This window comes from Miltoncostaea oceani (assembly GCF_018141545.1).
Taxonomy (GTDB): domain Bacteria; phylum Actinomycetota; class Thermoleophilia; order Miltoncostaeales; family Miltoncostaeaceae; genus Miltoncostaea; species Miltoncostaea oceani.
Map to the genome: position 1 here is coordinate 809349 of NZ_CP064356.1, position 18397 is coordinate 827745.

Here is an 18397-nt window from a genome sequence, read left to right on the forward strand (position 1 = left end):
CTAGAGCGCCCGTCCCGAGGGGGCGGCGCCCGGGGTCCGCACCGGCCGCAGCCGGGACCACCCGGCGTGGACGATGAAGACCGTCCAGGCGGCGATGCCGACGAACTTCGCGCCGTCCTCGATCACGGAGTGCAGGGTCGTCTCCTCCTCGGCGAGGACGTCGGAGACGACCGAGACGGTGAAGGCGGCGAGCGACAGCGCGAGGATCGGCCACGCCGAGGTCGTCACGAACCGGCGCAGCGCGACGAGCACCACGACGACGCCGAGCGCGTAGCCCGCGAGGATCGTGTCCTGGGCGATGCCGAGGACGTTCGGGCCGAACTGCTCGTGCAGCAGGAACAGGTCGTCGACCGCGAGGACGACGGTGACCGCGCCGAGCGCCAGCACCGCGCGACCGGCCCCGGTGTCGCCCTCGCGCCAGAGCAGGGGGCCGAGGAGGGCGGCGGCCGTCGCGCCCGTCCACCAGACCAGCACGCCCATGTTCGAGAACACGCCGGCGTGGGCGGGTCCGTCGGCGGCGACGACGGGGTCCGCGGCGACGGTGCGGAACGAGATGCCCCGGGCCTCGGTGACCAGCCAGACGACGCCGACGACGGCCGCGGCGCCGAGGGCGACCAGCGCGGCGGCCAGGAACGCGCGGCCGGTTCGGGGGGGACGGGACACCGCCGGGGAGGGTATGTGACAGCACTGTCACAAACCAACCGCCCGGTGGGGCGGGATGGACCTACCCGGAGGTGTGGGTGAAGGGCAGCTTCACGTGGTGCGCGGTGCGGGCCTCGATGACGTACACCACGGTCTGGGGGCTGCGCCACGGGAACGGCTCGCCCGTGTACGTCCGGGACAGCTCGTCGGCGATGTCGAGGGCCGCGTCGCCGTCGATGCGGCCGACGACGCGCCCCCGGACGTCGCACTGCCGGTAGGGGTCGTCGATGTCGACGGCCGACAGCGCGACGCGCGCGTCGCGCTCCAGGTTGCGGGCCTTGCGGCTCGTCGTCTGCGTGAACAGCACGAGGCGGTCGTCGTCGCGCACGCCGATCCAGACGGGAACCGAGTGCGGTGACCCGTCGGGGAGGATCGTCGCGAGGTGGGCGAACGCCCGGCCCCGCAGGACGTCGCGGACGTCGTCGGGGAGCGCGGTCACCGGGCGCCCCCCGGCGGGGCCGGCGCGGCGTCGTCGTCCCACGCGGCGACCCACGCCTCGATCTCGCGGACGACGCGGGTGAGCGCCTGCCCCTTCTCGGTGAGGCGGTACTCGACCGCGCCGCCGCCGAGCTCGCGGCGCTCCATGAGCCCCGCGGCCTCCAGCTCGCGGAGGCGCTCGGCCAGCAGGCGGGCCGAGAGCCCCTCCACCGACCCGCGGATCTCGGTGAACCGGGCGGGGCCCTCCATGGCGGCCCGGATCACCGCCGCGCTCCAGCGGCGGCCGAGGAGCTCGGCCGCGCGCTGGTAGCGGTGGCAGACCGGAGTCAGGTGACGGCAGTCGTCCATCGTCCGGAGACTAACGCCGGCCCTACGCCGCGATCGACTCGTGGCGGTCGTGGGCGGGCTCGAGCGCGATGTCCAGGACCTCCCGGATCGTGAGGACCGGGTGCACGGTCACCTGCTCCAGGATCTCCGCCGGGACGTCGTCCAGGTCGCGGCGGTTGCGCTCCGGGATGATCACGTCCGTCAGCCCGGCCCGGTGGGCGGCGAGCACCTTCTGCTTCAGGCCGCCGATCGGGAGCACGCGGCCCTGCAGCGTCACCTCGCCGGTCATCCCGACGTTCGGCCGCACCGCGCGCCCGGAGGCGAGCGAGGCGATCGCGGTGATCATGGTGACGCCCGCCGACGGCCCGTCCTTCGGGATCGCGCCCGCCGGGACGTGCACGTGGACCTCCTTGCCCGCGAGGTCGGCGGGGTGGATGCCGACCTCCGTGCCGTGCGCCCGCGTCCACGAGAGCGCGATCCGCGCGGACTCGCGCATCACGTCGCCGAGCTGCCCGGTGAGCACGAGGCGCTCCCCGGGGCCGTCCGCCGTCATGGCGCTCGCCTCGACGAACAGCACGTCGCCGCCCGTCCCCGTGACCGCGAGGCCGGTCGCGACGCCCGGGATCGCCGTGCGCTCGGCCGCCTCGTGGTGGAACCGCGGCCGCCCGAGGGCGTCGTGGAGGTCGCCGGGTCCGATGGTGATCGGCCCCTCCGCCCCCTCCGCCACGCGGCGCGCCGCCTTGCGCAGCACCTTGCCGAGCTCCCGCTCGAGCGACCGCACCCCCGCCTCGCGGGTGTAGTCGCCGATGACGGCGCGCAGGGCGTCGTCGTCGACGGTGACCTCGTCCTCGCGCAGGCCGTTGCGCTCCACCTGGCGCGGCAGGAGGTAGCCGCGGGCGATCTGCAGCTTCTCGTCCTCGGTGTAGCCGTCGAGCGCGATGACCTCCATGCGGTCGAGCAGCGGGCCGGGGATGGTGTCGGCGACGTTCGCGGTGGCGATGAACAGGACCTCGGAGAGGTCGAGCTCCACGTCGAGGTAGTGGTCGCGGAAGCTGTGGTTCTGGGCGGGGTCGAGCACCTCGAGCAGGGCCGACGACGGGTCGCCGCGCCAGTCGGCGCCGACCTTGTCGATCTCGTCGAGCATGATCACGGGGTTCATCGTCCCGGCCTCGCGGAGGGCCCGGACGAGGCGGCCCGGCAGCGCGCCGACGTAGGTGCGCCGGTGCCCGCGGACCTCGGCCTCGTCGCGGATGCCGCCGAGGCTGATGCGCGCGAACTCGCGTCCGAGGGCCTTCGCCACGGACTGGCCGAGCGACGTCTTGCCGGTCCCCGGGGGGCCGACCAGCGTCAGGATGACGCCGCTGCGCCCCTCGTCCATCCCGCGCTCGCGGCGCAGGCGCCGGACGGACAGGTACTCGAGGATCCGCTCCTTGATGTCCTGCAGGCCGGCGTGGTCGGCGTCGAGCACCTCCCGCGCGCCGGCGACGTCGAGCTCCTCCTCGGAGCGGGTGCCCCACGGCAGTGAGACCATCCACTCGAGGTAGGTCCGGATCATCCCGGCCTCGGCGCCCTCGGGCTGCCGCTCCAGGCGCGCGAGCTCGCGCTCGGCCTCCTTCCGGGCGGCGTCCGGCATGGCGGACGCGGCGATCCGCTCCGACCAGTCGTCGCCGTCCTCGGGGTCCTCGCCGAGCTCCTTGCGGATGGCCGAGAGCTGCCGGCGCAGCAGCATCTCGCGCTGGCTCTTGTCGAGGCCGTCGGTGACGTCCTCGCGGATGCGCCGGCGCAGGCCGGCGTCGGCGAGGCGCTCGCGCTGGGCGTCGATGGCGAGGCGCAGGCGCGCGACGACGTCGACGGTGCCGAGCAGTTCCGCCTTCGTGGTGAGGGGGATCTCCGGCGCGTAGCCGGCGGTGTCCGCGAGTCGGCCGGGGTGGCTGATGCCGGCGAGGAAGTGCGCGACGCGCACCCGGTCGCCGCGGAGGTCGGCGACCTCCTCCACGACCGCGCGGTACTCGCGTGCCAGCGCGGCGGCCTCGGGGCCGGGGTCGTCCGGGTCGGGACGCTCGACGGCGCTGACACGAAGGCCGGACTCGCCGCCGATCGCCGGGCCGAGCTCGGCGCGGTGGACCGCCTCGATGGCGACGCCGCGGGTGCCGTCGGGCAGCGTGACCTCACCGACGATGGTGGCCACCACGCCGTGTGACATGAACCGCCCGTCGATGCGCGGCACGAGCAGGAAGCGGCCGTCCACGGCGCCGTCGAGCGCCTCGGCCTGGTCGTCGGAGGTGACGGGGAAGGTGACGCTCGTGCCGGGGAGCACCACGGCGTCGTCGAGGGGGAGGACCGGGAGGATGATGCTCTGGTCGTCCTGGTTCATCGGGGCGGCTCCTGGGGTGTGGGGTGCGGTGGTTACTCGGTGTAACCACGGCCGGCCAGGAGATTACTACTCGTAACCGCCGGGCGCCCCGGCCCCCCGCGCCACCGGGAGACCCCGCCGCGCGGCGTCGTGGAGGGCCCCCGCCGGGGCACCGCTAGGATCCGCGCGTGGACCTCCGCCAGCTCCTGACGTTCCGCACCGTCGTCGACAAGGGGTCGTTCTCCCAGGCGGCGGAGGAGCTCGAGGTGTCGCAGCCCGCCGTGTCGTTCCAGATCCGGGCCCTCGAGGAGCGCCTCGGCCACCGGCTGCTCGACCGCAGCGGCCGCCGCGTCGCCGTGACCGAGGCCGGCGAGGTCGTCTATCGCTACGCCCGCCGCATGATCGGCCTCGAGGCGGAGCTCGAGCGGGAGATGGGGGAGATCGGGACGCGCGTCGCCGGCCCCCTCGTGCTCGGCTCGTCCACCGGGCCCGGCGAGGTGCTGCTCCCCCGCCTGCTCGGCGCGTTCCACCGCGCCCACCCCGACGTCCGCGTCAGCCTCGCGGTGAGCGACACCCAGACGGTCTGCGAGCGCGTCCTCGACGACGAGCTGGAGCTCGGCGTCGTCGGCGCCGCCCGGCCCCAGCGCGGCCTCGTGTTCGAGCCGTTCGTCCGCGACGAGCTCGTCGCGATCGTCCCCCCCGCGCACCCCTTCGCGACCCGCGGGTCCGTGACCCTGGAGGAGCTCGTCGCCGAGCCGATGCTGATCCAGCAGGAGGGCTCCGGGGTCCGTTCGGTCGTGGAGGCGGCGATGCGCGAGGGCGGCCTGCGGGACCGCGACCTGCACGTCGCGATGGAGCTCGGCCTGCAGCAGTCGGTCAAGGCCGCCGTGCTCGACGGCTTCGGCATCACCGTCATCTCCAGCCTCGCCGTCGAGCGGGAGGTCGCCGAGGGGAGCCTCGTCGCGTTGCGCCTCGAGGGTCCCGGGCTCGAACGCCACTTCTTCGCGGTCCGCCACGCCGGCCGGACCCCGAAGCGCGTCACCGCGGCGTTCGTCGAGTTCGCCCGCGCGGAGCTCGGCGACATGGCCGCCACCGTGCCCCCCTCATAACGTCGCCTTATTGGAAGCATCGGACGGCGTGGAGTAGGGTCGGGCGGTGACGAGCCTCTCGGATGCGCGTGCCGACGTGCTGGTCGTCGGATCGGGTGGCGCGGGGATGTCGGCGGCCGTGAGCGCCGCCGGAGCGGGCGCGTCGGTCCTCGTGACCACGAAGTCCGCCCTCGGCGCCGGCAACACCGGCAAGGCCCAGGGGGGCATCCAGGCGGCCATGGGCGACGACGACTCGACGGAGTCCCACTTCGAGGACACCTTCGCCGCCGGTCACCACGCCGCGCGGCCCGAGCTGGTGCGCCGCCTCGCCGACGGGGGGCCCGAGGCGATCGCGTGGCTCGAGTCCATCGGTGTCGCGTTCACCCGCGACGAGGGGCGCCTGCGCCTGCTGCGGTGCGGCGGCGCGACCCGCAAGCGGCTGCTGCAGGCCGGTGAGCGCACCGGCGCCGAGATGGTCAAGGCGCTGCGCGGCGCGGTCCGCGCGAGCGGCGCCGAGGTGTGGGAGTCCACGCGTCTCATCGACCTCGCGCCCGACGGCGACGGCTGGGTCGCGACCGTCGCGCCCGGCGGCAACGGGGCGCGCCGCACCGTGCGCGCCGGGGCCGTCGTGCTCGCCGCGGGCGGCGGCCTGCGGGGCGAGGCCGAGGCGCTCGGCCTCGGCAGCACCAACCACCCCGACGCCACCCCCGAGGTCCTCCGCCTCGCGCTCGACCTGGGCGCCGAGGGCCGCGAGCTCGACTCGTGGCAACAGCACCCCACCGGCTCCGTCTGGCCGGAGGCGCTGTCCGGCTACGCCCTCCCCGAGACCACCCGCGCCTACGGGGCGACCCTCCACGACGCCGACGGCGAGCGCTTCGTCGACGAGCTCGCCCCGCGCGACGTCGTCGCCCAGGCGATCATCGACGCCGTCGAGCAGGGCCGCGGCGCGCTCGCGCCCGACGGCCGCGCCGGCGTCTGGCTCGACACGCCCGCCATCGACCGCGAGAACGGCGCCGGGTTCACCGCCGACCGCCTCGCGTACGTCCACAACCGCTACCGGAAGGCGGGGATCGACATCACACGAGAGCGCGTGCTGGTCTATCCGGTCCTGCACTACCGCAACGGCGGCCTCGCCATCGACGAGGACGCCGCGACGACCGTGCCCGGCGTGTTCGCCGCGGGTGAGATCGCCGGCGGGGTGCACGGCTCCAACCGCCTCATGGGCAACAGCCTCCTCGACACGGTCGTCTACGGGCGCCGGGCCGGCGCGAGCGCCGCGCGGGTGACCCGGTGACCGCGGGCCCGGCACCGGCGCCGGAGACGCGGCCCGTGAGCGCCCCCGAGTTCCTCGACCTGCCGGGGCGCCCGCCGAAGCCGCGCCAGGTGGGCGTCACCCACGTCATCGACAAGGGCCTGTCGCTGCAGGCCGTCGAGGGGATCCTCGACATGTCCGGCGACATGATCGACATCGTGAAGCTGGGCTGGGGGACGGCCTACGTCACCCGGACGCTCCGCGACAAGATCGCCCTCTACGAGAGCGCCGGCATCCCCGTCGTGCTCGGCGGGACGTTCTGGGAGGTCTGCGCCATCCAGAACAAGCTCGACGAGTGGCGCCGGTGGGTCACCGACCTCGGCCTCCGCCACGTGGAGGTCTCGGACGGGACGATCACCGTCGCCCACGAGACGAAGCTGGAGCACATCCACAGCCTGTCGCAGGACTTCGTCGTCCTGAGCGAGGTCGGGTCGAAGGACCTGGCCACCGTCATCGCGCCGTACCGCTGGGTCGAGCTGATCGAGGCGGAGCTCCGCGCGGGCGCCTGGAAGGTCATCACCGAGGCCCGGGAGACCGGCACCGCCGGGATCTTCCGCGGCGACGGCGAGGTCCGGATGGGCCTCATCGACGAGATCGTCCACGCCATCGACCCGAACCGCCTGCTGTTCGAGGCCCCCCAGAAGGCCCAGCAGGTCTGGTTCATCCGCAAGTTCGGCCCCAACGTCAACCTGGGGAACATCCCACCCGACGAGGTGATACCGCTGGAGACCCTACGGCTCGGCCTTCGCGCCGACACACTGCTCGACCCCACCGCGATGGGCAACGTGGACGGAGCGGGCATTTGAGCGCCGCGACGCCCGGCCCCATCGCCCCCCACGGGGGCACGCTGGTCAACCGCCTCGACGACGGGCTCACCGAGGGCGGCCGCCCGCGCGTGACGCTGTCGGCGCGCCAGCAGGCCGACCTCGACCTGATCGCCGTCGGCGCCTTCTCGCCCCTCGAGGGCTTCATGGACCAGGCGACGTACGAGTCGGTGATCACCGGCATGCGCCTGCCCTCCGGGCTCGCGTGGTCGGTGCCCGTCACCCTCGCCGTGCAGCCCGACGAGCTCGACGCGATCGGTGACGCCACCGAGGTCGACATGGTCGACGAGTCCGGCCGCTTCCTCGGCGTCATCGAGGTCACCGACCGGTACGAGACCGACCAGCGCCGCGAGGCGGGCCTCGTGTACGGCACCGAGGAGGAGGCCCACCCGGGCGTCGCCTCGCTGTACGCCCACGGCACCACCTGCATCGCCGGCCCCGTCCGGGTCGCCGCGCGCCTGCCGCTCGACCCCGGCGCCGTGCCGTTCCTGCTCGACCCGGCCGCCTCGCGCGCCGAGTTCGACTCCCGTGGCTGGAGGACCGTCGTCGGCTTCCAGACCCGCAACCCGATCCACCGCGCCCACGAGTACATCACCAAGGTCGCGCTGGAGACGGTCGACGGCCTCTTCCTGCACCCCCTCGTCGGCGAGACGAAGAGCGACGACATCCCCGCCGACGTGCGGATGCGCTGCTACGAGGTGCTGATCGAGGGCTACTACCCGAAGGAGCGGGTGGTGCTCGGCGTGCTGCCCGCCGCCATGCGCTACGCCGGGCCGCGCGAGGCCGTGCTCCACGCGATCCTGCGGCAGAACTACGGCTGCACCCACTTCATCGTGGGCCGCGACCACGCCGGCGTCGGCAACTACTACGGCACCTACGACGCGCACCGGGTGTTCGACGACATCACCCGCGAGGAGCTGGCGATCCAGCCGGTCTTCTTCGAGCACTCGTTCTGGTGCAACCTGACCGGTGGGATGGCGACCACGAAGACGTCGCCGTCGTCCCCCGAGCAGCGGGTCTTCCTGTCCGGCACGAAGGTGCGGGAGATGCTGGACCGCGGTGAGATCCCGCCGGTCGAGTTCACCCGCCCCGAGGTCGCGAAGATCCTGATCGAGGCCTACTCCACGGCCTGACCGCCGCGGCGCTCAGCCGGGATCGGCGGGGGTGAACACCCAGTCGGTCCCGGCGGCGATCGCATGGCAGCTCCAGCAGGTGGCGCCGGTGAGGCTCGCGTCCGTCGCGAAGTCCTGCCCGGCGCCCGTGCGCTTGTACTCCACGTACTCCCAGTCGCCGTGGGCGGGGTCGCTCCCCGCCACCTTGCGCATGATCGCGACCAGGGTGAGGTCGCCGCCGGTGCCGGCCGCCTTCACCAGCACCGTCCCGTCGGGGTAGGGCGGCCCGGGGTCGCCGGCGCGCGCCCCCGGCTGGTCGACGTGGACGTTCTTCACTCCCCGGTGCGCGTCGAACCCGACGCGGGCGGTCTGCGCCGAGTCGGGCGGGATCGGCGCGGCGTTCAGCCGCGGCCAGTCCTCGAACCCCGCCGTGTCGGGGGGCAGCCCCGGCAGGGGACGGGGCGGGGGCTCGGGGGCCGGCGGCTCCGGCGCCGTCGGCGTGGGAGGGGCGGCGGTGGTGGCGGCCGGCGCCGACGCGGGCGTCGTCCCGGCGGCGTCGTCGCGGTCCCCGCACCCCGCGAGGCCGAGCGCGAGCGCCGCGACGGCGGGTGTGCACCATGTGCGCAGGCGTGCCACGGCGGTCATCCTGCCGCCGGCCGGGCGCCGGCGCCAGCCCATCGTCCGGCACCCCCGCCGTTTGAGGGTGTCCCCCGGCCCCGGCATGATGGGCGCGCCTCGTGCCCCGCCTCCCCACCACGCTCGCCGTCGCGGCCCTCACGCTGGCCGCCGCGGGCGCCGCCGCCGCGGCCCCTGCCACCGGCGACCGTCCCGCCGGGACGGTCTCGACGTGGGGCCACGAGCTCAACCAGAACGAGCTCCCCGGCTGGAACCCCGACTCCCGCGGGCCCCTGATCGCACCACGGACGTGGTACCGCACCATCGACGGCATCCTCGACACGTCGGGCCGCGCGGGCCTGTGGTTCAGCGGGCCGAGCGCCCTGCCCTTCCCGCCGCTCCCGCTCAGCCCGAAGGAGCCGGTCGGCTGGCGGACACCCGCCCGCCTGCGGGCGGCGAACCGCGCCACCGGCCTGCGATGGGACGTCGCCCTCGAGGTGTGGGCGGCGCGGCGGGCGCTCGAGCGCGGCGCCGCTGTCTCCGACCCGACGGCCGCCGAGACGGCGTACACGCGGCGCCTCTCGCTGCTCGACCCGCGGTACCGGGTCGAGGCGCTCCGGGAGATCCGCCGCATCGTGCCGACGGTCCGCAACCGGGGGATCGTCAACCTCTACACGGGCAGCGACGAGCCGGTCACCATCATCCCGCGGGGCCGCGCCCGCACCACGCCGTTCGGCCGCCGCCTCGCCCGGGACTTCCGGAGGGCGACCGGCCGCACCCTGCCGGACCCCGCGGCGCGCCCCACCACGAACCCGGCGGCGGGCCTGCGCTGGCTCGCGTGGACCCGCTTCTCCGGCGACCGCTTCTTCGCGATGAAGGCCGAGCAGGCGCGGCTCGTGCGCCGCCTCGACCCGACCGCGACGATCAGCCCGAACGACTACGGGTTCATCGACGGCTTCATCCCCTGGGACTACTCGCGCCTCGCGGGCTTCGCCGACGTCGCCGAGGGCGACCCCTACGTCAGCTACCCCGAGCGCGACCGGGTGGGGAGGGGGCGCTACAACCCCGGCTTCGGGGCGAAGCTGCTCGCCGACCTCACCGGCCTGCGCACCCGCGTCGTGGTGCAGGCGTTCGACTACTCCCGGTACCAGCCCGTCGTCGGCGACCTCTGGACCTGGTCGGCGCAGGCCCTGCGCGCCGGGGCGACCGACCTGAGCTTCTTCGCGTCCGACAACCCGCGCTTCACGAACCGGCGCCTCTACGACGGGATGCTCGACGTCGCCCGCGCCGTGCGGGGCGCCCGCCTCCCGGCGCCGCCCACGGACCCCGAGCACCTCGTGCTCTACGCCACCGCCAGCGAGGGCCAGGGGCAGCCCGCCCGCACGGGCGGCGTCCGGTACCGCACGTCCGGCGACGAGATCTACACCGCCTACGCGCTGCTCGGCGAGCTCGGCGCGGGCGCGTTCAGCTTCGACGCCGACACCCGCCTCGTGCGCGAGCCGGCGCGCCTCGCCGCGGCGCGGAGCATCTGGATGCCCCGCGGCGAGACGCTCGACGCCGGTTTCGCGACGCGCCTCGCCGCCTGGGTCCGGGCCGGCGGCACCCTCGTCGTCACCGACCCCGACGCGTTCACGCGGACCCCGTCGGGCGGGTCCCTCGCGGCGGTGCGGGCCGAGCTGATCGGCGCCGCCCTCGGTCCGCGCCGCACCGGCTCCATCCTCGAGGTCGCACCCGGCGCCCTCGCCGCCGGCGTCCCCGCCGACCTGCTGAACGTGCCGCTCGACACCCCGGTGCGGCGCGCGTTCGCCGGCGTGCCGGACGGCGCCCGGGTGCTGGCGCGGTTCATCGACGGCGCGCCCGCGGCGCTGGTGCGGTCCGTCGGCGCGGGCCGGGTGGTCGCGTTCGCGTCCGACCCGATGAGCCCGTCGGCGCTCGACGACCCCCTCGACCTCGTCCCGCTCGTCCGCGCGCTGCACGCGTGGTCCGGGGGGACCCTCGACCATCCCGCTTGGGCGTACCGCCTCCCGGGCGACCCCGACCCGGGGCGGCTGCCCTGGGAGGGGGCCGTCCCGCCCGAGGCCGCCCGCGCGGGCCTGTGACCCCGGACCGGAGGACGAATGCGCAGTAGGACACGGGTGGTGGGCGGGCTGGTGGCCGTGGTGGTCGCTATCGCCGCCGTGGTGGGGGCCGTGATGCTCTCCGGCGGGGACGGCACGGACGCGCCGGGCGCGATCGTCGCGGTGCAGGACGACCACCTGCCGGTCGACCCGATCGAGACGATCCCCGGGCGCCTCGACATGATCGCCGACACCGGCGTCACCACCACCCGCGTCGACCTGCACTGGGCGGAGATCGCCCCCTCGCGGCCCGACGACCCCCGCGACCCGGCGGACCCCGCGTACGACTGGGGGCGCGCCGACCTGATCATGCTGGGCCTCGCCGAGCGCGGCATCACGCCGATCGTCTCCGCCTACAACACGCCGCCGTGGGCCTCCGGGGGCCTCGTCGAGCCGGGGATCGTGGCGAACACGCTCGCCCCCGACCCGGAGGACTACGCCGACTTCATGTCGGCCCTCGCGACCCGGTACTCGGGGAACACGACCTCGCCCGGCGGCGACCCGCTGCCGGAGGTGCGCCGCTTCGAGATCTGGAACGAGCCGAACCTCGGGGGCTTCCTGAAGCCGCAGGTGGAGGACGGCGTGCGGGTGTCGCTCGACAACTACGCCGCGATGGCGACCGCCGCGTACGCGCCGATCAAGGCGGCCAACCCCGACGCGATCGTGATCGCGGGCGTCGGCGGGCCGCGGAGCAGCACCAGCCCGACCGGCGTCGGGGCCGTCGAGTGGGCCCGCGGGCTCGTCGAGCGCGACATCCCGCTCGACGCGTACTCCCAGCACGTCTACCCGTCGGCGGCGCCGAACGAGCCGACGGAGGTCGTCCCGAGCTGGAGCAGCCTCGGCCGCTTCCTCGACGAGATCGACGCGTTCCGGCCGGGCCTGCCGCTCTACATCACCGAGGCGGGGTACACGACGGCCGACACCGCCTTCCGGGCGAGCAGCGTCACCGAGGAGGAGCAGGCGCAGTACCTCGAGGAGATCTACGACCTGCCGCAGCTGAAGTCGGGCCGCATCAAGGCGGTGGTCTGGTTCAACCTCCAGGACAACGTGAACTGGCCCGCCGGCCTGCTGCGCGAGGACCTCTCGCGCAAGCCGAGCTACGAGCGCTTCCTCGAGGCCGTGGAGGGCCAGGAGGGCGCGGTCCTCACCGACTGACCGTCCGGCGGTGCGTCCGGGCGGTCAGCGCCCGGACGCGCCCTCCCGGGTGCGGCGGTCCACCTCGACCTCGACCTCCGACCCGATCAGGATCGCGAGGCTCGTGAGCCACAGCCAGGTGAGCATCACGATCACGGCCGACAGCGACCCCCACGCCGCGCCGTACGACCCGAAGCGCGAGACGTAGACGCCGAACAGGCCGGACGCGACGACGAAGATCAGCACGGCGACCGCCGCGCCCGCCAGCACCGCGCGGGGGCTGCCGGGGCTCCCCGCCGGGCCGGAGCGCAGGATCCCCGCGAGCGCCACGAGGAGGGCGGCGCCGAGGATCGGCCACTGGGCGACCCACCAGAGCCAGCCGACGAGGGTCTCGGCGTCGAAGGCCTCGCCGACCGCCTGCGACAGGGGCGCGCCGAGCACCAGCAGGCCGAACGAGACGATCACGGCGAGCAGCACCCAGCCGAGGAGGGCGACGGCGGTGAGGCGCTGCCGCGCGAACGGCCGGTCCTCCTTCCGCCCGTGGACGGCGTTCATGCCGCGCATCAGCGCGGACATGGCCCCGCTCGCCGTCCAGACGGCGAGCACGAGGCCGACGAGGGCCAGGCCGAGGCCCCCGCCGGCGCTCTCGGTGACCCGGGTGAGGGAGTCGCCGATGAGGGTCAGCGCCTCGTCGGGCACGACGCCCTCCATCCGGTCGAGCAGGCTCGCGATGGTGTCGGGCCCGGCGAAGACGCCGAACGCGCCGACGGCGACGAGAAGGGTGGCGGGGATCGCGAGGAACCCGTAGTAGGCGAGGGACGCGGCGACGTCGGTGATGTTGCGGGCGAGGCCCGTCTTGACGGCCGTGACGACGACGTCGATCGCGGTCCGCCACGCCGGGGTCGACGCGGCCTGCGCCGGCGCGCCGCCGAGGTCGGCGGCCACGTGGGGCGCGATCGGGGCGCTGCGTGGGGCCGGTGCGGCCGCGTCCCCCGTGCCGGGGTCCGCGCCGTCACGGGCCCTGCGCCGGTCGGGGAGCGCGACCAGTGCCGCCGCGAGCCCGATGCCGACGAGCGTGCGCCGTCTCATGCGGTCCCCCTCAGGAGGTGGTGGTGCCGCCGGCCCCGATCGTCAGGAGCAGCGTGTCGCCGGCCGGGTCGTCGCTCTCGACGCTCCAGTCATCGACGAGACGCTCCAGCACGACGCCGACGCCGGGGAGCCGGCTGTCGGAGATGACGCGGGCGCCGGCGCCGCGGTTGAGCGGCCCGACCACGAGGCCGAGGCTGCCGCCGTCGACGTCGAGGCCGACGCAGAGGTCGCCGTCGGGCGAGTGCAGCGAGGCGCCCACCGCGAGCGCGGAGGCGACGAGCTGGGCGTCGGCGAGGCGGTCGATGGGCAGGTCGGCGCGCGCCGCGAGTGCCGCGACGACGCGCTCGAGCACCGGCTCGCCGAGGGACGCACGGCGCACCCGCAGGCGACCGGCGCGCGCGCCCTCGACCAGGGTGCCGCCGTTCACGACCCCGCCTGACGCGAGGAGCGGGAGAAGGTCATGCGGACCTCGGTCACGCCGTCCTCCGTGTGGAAGGAGACGTCGTCCCCGATGGCCAGCATGAGCGGGACGCCGAGGCCGAGGCCCGCGGCGGGGGAGGGCACGCGGGGCGTGATGCCCCGGCCGCGGTCGCGCACGGCGACGACGAGCTTCTCGGGCTCGACCCAGGCGTGGACCTCGTACTCGCCACCGTCCCCGTCGGGGTAGGCGTGGAGGACGGAGTTGGTGCAGGCCTCGGTGACCGCGATGGAGATGTCGGTGCGGCTCTCCTCGCCCCATCCGAGGGAGTCGAGCACGCCGCGCACCATCTGGCGCGCGAGCGCCACGCTCTCGGGCTCGGCCGGGAGGACCAGCTCGACGTCGGCGAGTTCGTCGCTCACGAGCGTGAGCGCTCCCCGGCGCTGGGCGTGGACGTTCCTGGCATCCTGGCTGCGCACTCTATCTCCCGCCGGTCGGACCCCGTACCCCGCCGCCCGGCGAGTACTGCCCGGGCCGTTCCCCCACGTTCGGGGGGCGAAACGTCGCGCGTGCTCACCACGGCTCCGCCCCCACGGCCGCGTCCGGGTCCACGTCGCCGGCGGATTCGCGCAGGGCCTCGAGGGCCCGGCGGATGAGGCGCGACACGTGCATCTGCGACACGCCGATGCGCTCCGCGATCTGCGACTGCGTCATCCCCTCCTCGAACCGGAGGTGCAGGATGACCCGCTCCCGCGCGGGGAGGGCGGAGAGGCCGGAGTCGAGCGTGGCGCGCGCCTCGGCCTGGGCGTAGCCGGCGTCCTCGATGCCGACGGAGATCCCGACCTCGTCGTCGCCGTCCGCGCCGCCGGGGGAGGCGAGCGGGGCGGGGCGCTGGGCGCTGCCCGCGGCGAGGGCGTCGAGGACGTCCTCCATGCTCAGGCCCGTCGACTCGGCGATCTCGCGGACCGACGGGCTGCGGCCGTTCTCGGCGGACAGCTCGGAGACCGCGTGGGAGATCTGGGCCCGGGCCTCCTGGATGCCGCGCGGCACGCGGACGGTCCAGGAGCGGTCGCGGAAGTGGCGGCGGATCTCCCCGAGGATGGTGGGGGTCGCGAAGCTGGCGAGCTTGAAGCCGCGCTCCGGCTCGAACCGGTCGATCGCCTTGATCAGCCCGATCGTCCCGACCTGGACGAGGTCGTCGAGGGGCTCTCCGCGGTCGGCGTAGCGCCGCGCCAGACCCCTCACGAGGGGCAGGTGCTCCACGATCATTCGCTCGCGCTCGGAGGCGCTCAATGTTCGGGCGGGGGGCATCGACGGACCTCGTGGACAGGACGCTGGACGGGCGTCGCCGGACACATGGTGCCCGATGGTGGCACCGTGAAACACCCGTCGCCCCGGAGCCGTGCTGATACCCTCAGATCCGTGCACGACGAATCGATAGCCACGTTCCGCGCCTCGTCCCACGAGGCCGACGACTCCGTCGTCGTCGTGGCGAACGGCGAGCTCGACCTCGTGGGCGCCCCGCGGCTGCTCCAGGCGATGCCCGGTGAGGGCTCCACCCCGGTGGTCCTCGACCTCGGCGGCGTCCAGTTCATGGACTCGTCGGGCCTGCGGTCCCTGCTCGAGGCGCGGCAGTCGTGCATCGACGCCGGCCGTCCCTTCGCCATCGCCCGGCCCTCGGTCGCGGTGACCCGGGTGCTCGAGCTGGTGGACCTGTCCGGGGAGTTCGACGTCGTCGACGCCCCGCCCACGCCCACGGACGGCGGCGCGGCCTAGCTGATCGTCCCCGTCGCCGTGAGGATCAGGACGACGGCGCCGAGCACCACGCGGTAGACCACGAAGATGTACGTGGAGTGGCGCGCGAGGTAGCGGAGCAGGAACGCGATCGACACGTAGCCGACGACGAACGCGGCGATGGTCGCGATGGCGAGCGCGCCGAACGCCACGTCGTCCTCACCCGAGATCAGCTCCGTCAGCCCGTAGAGGCCGCTCAGCACGATCGCGGGGATCGACAGCAGGAACGAGAACCGCGCGGCGGCCTCGCGCTCCATGCCGAGGAACAGGCCGGCCGTGATCGTCGCGCCCGACCGCGAGGTCCCCGGCACGAGGGCCATCGCCTGCGCCAGGCCGACCCAGATCGCGTCGGTGCGCGTGACCTCCTCGAGGCCGCGCGTCTTGCGGCCGACCTTCTCGGCGACCATCAGGATCAGGCCGAGGACGATCAGCACGACGCCGATCAGGTACAGGTTGCGGGCGCCGTTCTCGATCTGGTCGTTGAACGCCAGCCCGAAGACCCCGATCGGGATCGTCGCGAGGATGATGTACCAGCCCATCCGGGCGTCGAGCTCGCCGCGGAGCTCCGGCCGGCGCAGGCTCCGCAGCCAGACCCCGGTGATCCGGATGAGGTCGCGCCAGAAGTAGATGACCACCGCCAGCATCGTGCCGAGCTGGATGACGGCGGTGAACAGAGCCCCGGGGTCCTCCCAGCCGGCGAAGGCGGGGACGATGCGCAGATGGCCCGTGCTCGAGATCGGCAGGAACTCGGTGAGCCCCTGCGTGATGCCGAGGACGATCGCTTCGAACCAGGACACGAAGCGGGACCATACGCATCCGCGGGCCCGGCGTACCTACCTATTCGACCTGTACGCGCCGGGTCAGTCGTAGGGCTCCGAGGTCGGTGCCCCGCTCGGGGGCGCGCAGCTCGAGGACGTAGGCGCCGGGCCGCAGGCCGCGGGCGGACACGGTGATGCGGAAGCCCCCGCCGGACGCGGGCCGCGACGCGCGTCGCACGGGCGCGCCGATGCGGGCGGGCGTGAAGGAGGCGGCGAGGCCGCGGATCGCGGCGGCCGCCGCGGGCGTCCGCACGGGACGCAGGGTCGCCTGGAGGCGGGCGGGGCGCACCAGGCGTCCCGAGACGCGGACGCTGCCACCGCGGCGCGACGCGGTGGGGGTGACCCGCAGGGACCGGACCGCCGTCGCGGCGCGCGGGCGGTAGGCGCGGACGGCGAAGCCCTCGTTGCCCGCGGCGTCGCGGACGCTCAGCACGATCCGGCGGGCGCGGGCCTCGCCGAAGCGCCGGGTGACCCGTGAACCGCGGGCGGTCTCGCCGTCGCCGAAGCTCCAGCGCAGCGTGCCGGTGCGCGCGTCGGCGACGCGGGCGCGGAAGGTCGCGGCCGTGCCGTGGCCGGTGATGGTGATGACCGGCCGGGGGCGGGTGCGGTCGACGAGGACGGTGTGCCGGGCGGGGGAGCGGTCGGCGACGCCGGCCGCGTCGATCGCCTGGGCCTCGACGACGTGGCGGCCCTCGGGGAGCGTGAGGGCGATCGTCGTCTGCGGCGAGGCCTCCGACCACGCCCCGCCGTCGACGCGGGTGCGCACGGCGACGCCGCCGGTCAGCGCGACGGCGTACTCGAGGACGCGGGCGTTGGTCGTCGCCGCCGGGGTGCGGGTCCAGGTCGTGTCGGGGGCCGGTCCGAGGACCGACTCGATGGTGCGGACGGCGTCGATGCGGCCGGCGCCGCTGGCGGGGTCGACGCCGGGGGTGCCGACGTCGACGGCGCCCGCGCGGATCGCGTCGGCCACGGCCTGCGGCGTGAGGGCCGGGGCGGCCTGGCGCACGAGGGCGGCGAGCCCGGCGACGTGGGGGGCGGCCATCGACGTGCCCGAGTACGCGAGGTAACCGGAGCCGACGCTCGACGTGATCCCCACGCCGGGCGCGGCGACGTCGGGCTTCGGCAGCAGGGTGCCGCGCGCCGGGCCGAGGCCGTCGCGGTCGTCCCACGTGATGGGGCCGCGGCCCGAGAAGGAGGGGACGGCGTCGGACTGGTCGAGCGCCCCGACGGCGAGCGCCTCGGGGTAGCCGGCGGGGCTGCCGATCGTGCCGGCCCCGGGGCCCGTGTTGCCCGCGGCGAAGACCGGCACGATGCCGAGCTCCAGCCACCGGCGGATCATCGGGCGGAACCAGGTGTCGTTCGGGTCGGTCGCCGCCCACGAGTTGTTGACCACGGCGGGCTGGTCGGCCGTGGCCGGGTCGCCGTCGGGGTCGGTCATCCACTGGGCCGCGGCGAGCAGGGCGCTGCCGGCCCCGACGCCGTCGGCGCCCATGGCGCGCGCCACGACGAGGCGCGCCTCGGGTGCCACGCCGATCGGGGCGCCGCCCTCCGCGCCTCCGGCGATCGTGCCGGCGGTGTGGGTGCCGTGCCCGTTGTCGTCGTACGGCGTCGCCCCGCCGCCGACGAAGTCGCGCCACGCGACGACCTTGCCCGCCAGGGCGCGCGCCGCGGGGTCGACGCCGGTGTCGATCGTACCGACGCGCACCCCGCCGCCGCGCACGCCGAACGCCGCCCAGGCCGCCGGGACGCGCGTCGCCGCGAGACCCCAGTCGCCGCTGCCGGCGTCGGGGAACGGCGTGGCGGCGGTGGCCGCGGCGTCGGCGATGCGGACGGGGGCGTCGACGTCCACGACGTCCACGGCGGGGTCGGCCGCCACGGCGGCGATCTCCCCGGGGGTGCCGTGAAACGCGATCGCGTTGACGAGCCAGAACGAGCGGACGGGACCGTCCACGGCGTCGGCGACGTCGGCCTGGGTGCGGGCGGCGGTGCGCCGCAGCGCGCGCAGCAGCACCTCGGGACGGCCCTCGTAGGCCCCGCCGTCGACCTGGGGGCCGAGGGTCGCGACGACGGCGATGCGGTCGCCGGCGCCGGCGTCCGCGAGGCGGGCGTCGAGGCCCGGCGTGGTGCCCGCGAGGGCGCTCGGGGCCGCGACCGCGGCGACGGCGGCGACTGCGGTTGCGACGAGGGCCCTGACAACGCGGCGTCCGTGCCGGCCCCTCGGGCTGGTCCTGCCCGAGATCACTCGAATCCATTCCG

Annotated in this window: 18 protein-coding genes; 7 read left to right on the forward strand and 11 right to left on the reverse strand. The window is 75.2% G+C overall.

What is annotated here, in order from left to right:
* The 4 genes from IU369_RS04060 to lon all read right to left on the reverse strand — a co-directional run bounded on the left by IU369_RS04060 (nt 1) and on the right by lon (nt 3841).
* Nucleotides 1–663 (reverse strand): hypothetical protein, encoded by a 663-nt coding sequence (locus tag IU369_RS04060; RefSeq protein WP_217923289.1) that lies wholly within the window; start codon nt 661–663, stop codon nt 1–3.
* A gap of 61 nt (nt 664–724) precedes the next feature.
* The gene (locus tag IU369_RS04065; RefSeq protein WP_217923290.1) at nt 725–1141 is read right to left on the reverse strand and encodes a PPOX class F420-dependent oxidoreductase; all 417 of its coding nucleotides are present in this window, start codon (nt 1139–1141) and stop codon (nt 725–727) included.
* On the reverse strand, nt 1138–1488 hold the full coding sequence (locus tag IU369_RS04070; protein ID WP_217923291.1) for a winged helix-turn-helix transcriptional regulator: 351 nt from the start codon (nt 1486–1488) through the stop codon (nt 1138–1140). The genes IU369_RS04065 and IU369_RS04070 overlap by 4 nt, the downstream gene beginning before the upstream one ends.
* A 22-nt stretch (nt 1489–1510) precedes the next feature.
* Nucleotides 1511–3841 carry an endopeptidase La gene (lon, locus tag IU369_RS04075; RefSeq protein ID WP_217923292.1) on the reverse strand — a complete coding sequence of 777 codons (2331 nt, stop codon included), beginning with the start codon at nt 3839–3841 and terminating at the stop codon, nt 1511–1513.
* A gap of 167 nt (nt 3842–4008) precedes the next feature.
* On the opposite strand from lon, the gene IU369_RS04080 reads away from it, so the two are divergent.
* From IU369_RS04080 to sat, 4 genes are read left to right on the forward strand one after another with little or no spacing between them, the layout of a single operon-like run.
* Entirely contained in the window at nt 4009–4929 is a 921-nt protein-coding gene (locus tag IU369_RS04080) for a selenium metabolism-associated LysR family transcriptional regulator (RefSeq protein ID WP_217923293.1), read from the forward strand.
* A 46-nt stretch (nt 4930–4975) separates the two neighbouring features.
* Nucleotides 4976–6202 carry an FAD-dependent oxidoreductase gene (locus IU369_RS04085; RefSeq protein ID WP_217923294.1) on the forward strand — a complete coding sequence of 409 codons (1227 nt, stop codon included), beginning with the start codon at nt 4976–4978 and terminating at the stop codon, nt 6200–6202.
* Between the two features lie 35 nt (nt 6203–6237).
* Complete coding sequence (locus IU369_RS04090) at nt 6238–7026, forward strand: phosphosulfolactate synthase (RefSeq protein ID WP_217923295.1); 789 nt, start codon at nt 6238–6240, stop codon at nt 7024–7026.
* The gene (gene sat / locus IU369_RS04095; protein WP_217923296.1) at nt 7023–8177 is read left to right on the forward strand and encodes a sulfate adenylyltransferase; all 1155 of its coding nucleotides are present in this window, start codon (nt 7023–7025) and stop codon (nt 8175–8177) included. Before IU369_RS04090 ends, sat begins: the two co-directional genes overlap by 4 nt.
* 12 nt (nt 8178–8189) lie before the next feature.
* Here the strand turns inward: sat and IU369_RS04100 are convergent, their stop codons facing one another.
* A complete protein-coding gene (locus IU369_RS04100) occupies nt 8190–8792 on the reverse strand; it encodes a cytochrome P460 family protein (RefSeq protein WP_217923297.1) in 603 nt (200 codons plus the stop codon).
* A 101-nt stretch (nt 8793–8893) separates the two neighbouring features.
* Between IU369_RS04100 and IU369_RS04105 the strand changes: the two genes are divergently transcribed.
* Both IU369_RS04105 and IU369_RS04110 read left to right on the forward strand, forming a co-directional pair.
* Complete coding sequence (locus tag IU369_RS04105; RefSeq protein ID WP_217923298.1) at nt 8894–10870, forward strand: type 1 glutamine amidotransferase family protein; 1977 nt, start codon at nt 8894–8896, stop codon at nt 10868–10870.
* An 18-nt stretch (nt 10871–10888) separates the two neighbouring features.
* Nucleotides 10889–12043 carry a cellulase family glycosylhydrolase gene (locus IU369_RS04110; RefSeq protein WP_217923299.1) on the forward strand — a complete coding sequence of 385 codons (1155 nt, stop codon included), beginning with the start codon at nt 10889–10891 and terminating at the stop codon, nt 12041–12043.
* A 24-nt stretch (nt 12044–12067) separates the two neighbouring features.
* On the opposite strand, the gene IU369_RS04115 is transcribed toward IU369_RS04110, so the two are convergent.
* From IU369_RS04115 to IU369_RS04130, 4 genes are all read right to left on the reverse strand, one after another.
* Nucleotides 12068–13111 (reverse strand): YihY/virulence factor BrkB family protein, encoded by a 1044-nt coding sequence (locus IU369_RS04115; RefSeq protein ID WP_217923300.1) that lies wholly within the window; start codon nt 13109–13111, stop codon nt 12068–12070.
* 10 nt (nt 13112–13121) lie between these two features.
* Complete coding sequence (locus IU369_RS04120) at nt 13122–13538, reverse strand: hypothetical protein (protein WP_217923301.1); 417 nt, start codon at nt 13536–13538, stop codon at nt 13122–13124.
* The gene (locus IU369_RS04125; RefSeq protein WP_217923302.1) at nt 13535–13951 is read right to left on the reverse strand and encodes an ATP-binding protein; all 417 of its coding nucleotides are present in this window, start codon (nt 13949–13951) and stop codon (nt 13535–13537) included. The genes IU369_RS04120 and IU369_RS04125 overlap by 4 nt, the downstream gene beginning before the upstream one ends.
* A gap of 151 nt (nt 13952–14102) precedes the next feature.
* A complete protein-coding gene (locus IU369_RS04130; protein ID WP_217923303.1) occupies nt 14103–14840 on the reverse strand; it encodes a SigB/SigF/SigG family RNA polymerase sigma factor in 738 nt (245 codons plus the stop codon).
* A gap of 111 nt (nt 14841–14951) precedes the next feature.
* On the opposite strand from IU369_RS04130, the gene IU369_RS04135 reads away from it, so the two are divergent.
* Nucleotides 14952–15305 carry an STAS domain-containing protein gene (locus IU369_RS04135; protein ID WP_217923304.1) on the forward strand — a complete coding sequence of 118 codons (354 nt, stop codon included), beginning with the start codon at nt 14952–14954 and terminating at the stop codon, nt 15303–15305.
* Here IU369_RS04135 and IU369_RS04140 read toward each other — a convergent pair.
* Together IU369_RS04140 and IU369_RS04145 are read right to left on the reverse strand one after the other, a co-directional pair.
* Nucleotides 15302–16120, reverse strand: coding sequence for an undecaprenyl-diphosphate phosphatase (locus IU369_RS04140; protein ID WP_217923305.1), 819 nt, complete (start codon nt 16118–16120; stop codon nt 15302–15304). The two genes, IU369_RS04135 and IU369_RS04140, sit on opposite strands and share 4 nt — an antisense overlap.
* A gap of 40 nt (nt 16121–16160) precedes the next feature.
* Nucleotides 16161–18383 carry a S8 family serine peptidase gene (locus IU369_RS04145; RefSeq protein ID WP_217923306.1) on the reverse strand — a complete coding sequence of 741 codons (2223 nt, stop codon included), beginning with the start codon at nt 18381–18383 and terminating at the stop codon, nt 16161–16163.
* Nucleotides 18384–18397: the final 14 nt, after the last annotated feature.

Bases quoted from the DNA above. Each gene is read 5' to 3' on its own strand.
- IU369_RS04070 (WP_217923291.1), bottom strand. From the start codon at position 1,488: ATGGACGACTGCCGTCACCTGACTCCGGTCTGCCACCGCTACCAGCGC.
- lon (WP_217923292.1), bottom strand. From the start codon at position 3,841: ATGAACCAGGACGACCAGAGCATCATCCTCCCGGTCCTCCCCCTCGAC.
- IU369_RS04110 (WP_217923299.1), top strand. From the start codon at position 10,889: ATGCGCAGTAGGACACGGGTGGTGGGCGGGCTGGTGGCCGTGGTGGTC.
- IU369_RS04115 (WP_217923300.1), bottom strand. From the start codon at position 13,111: ATGAGACGGCGCACGCTCGTCGGCATCGGGCTCGCGGCGGCACTGGTC.
- IU369_RS04130 (WP_217923303.1), bottom strand. From the start codon at position 14,840: ATGCCCCCCGCCCGAACATTGAGCGCCTCCGAGCGCGAGCGAATGATC.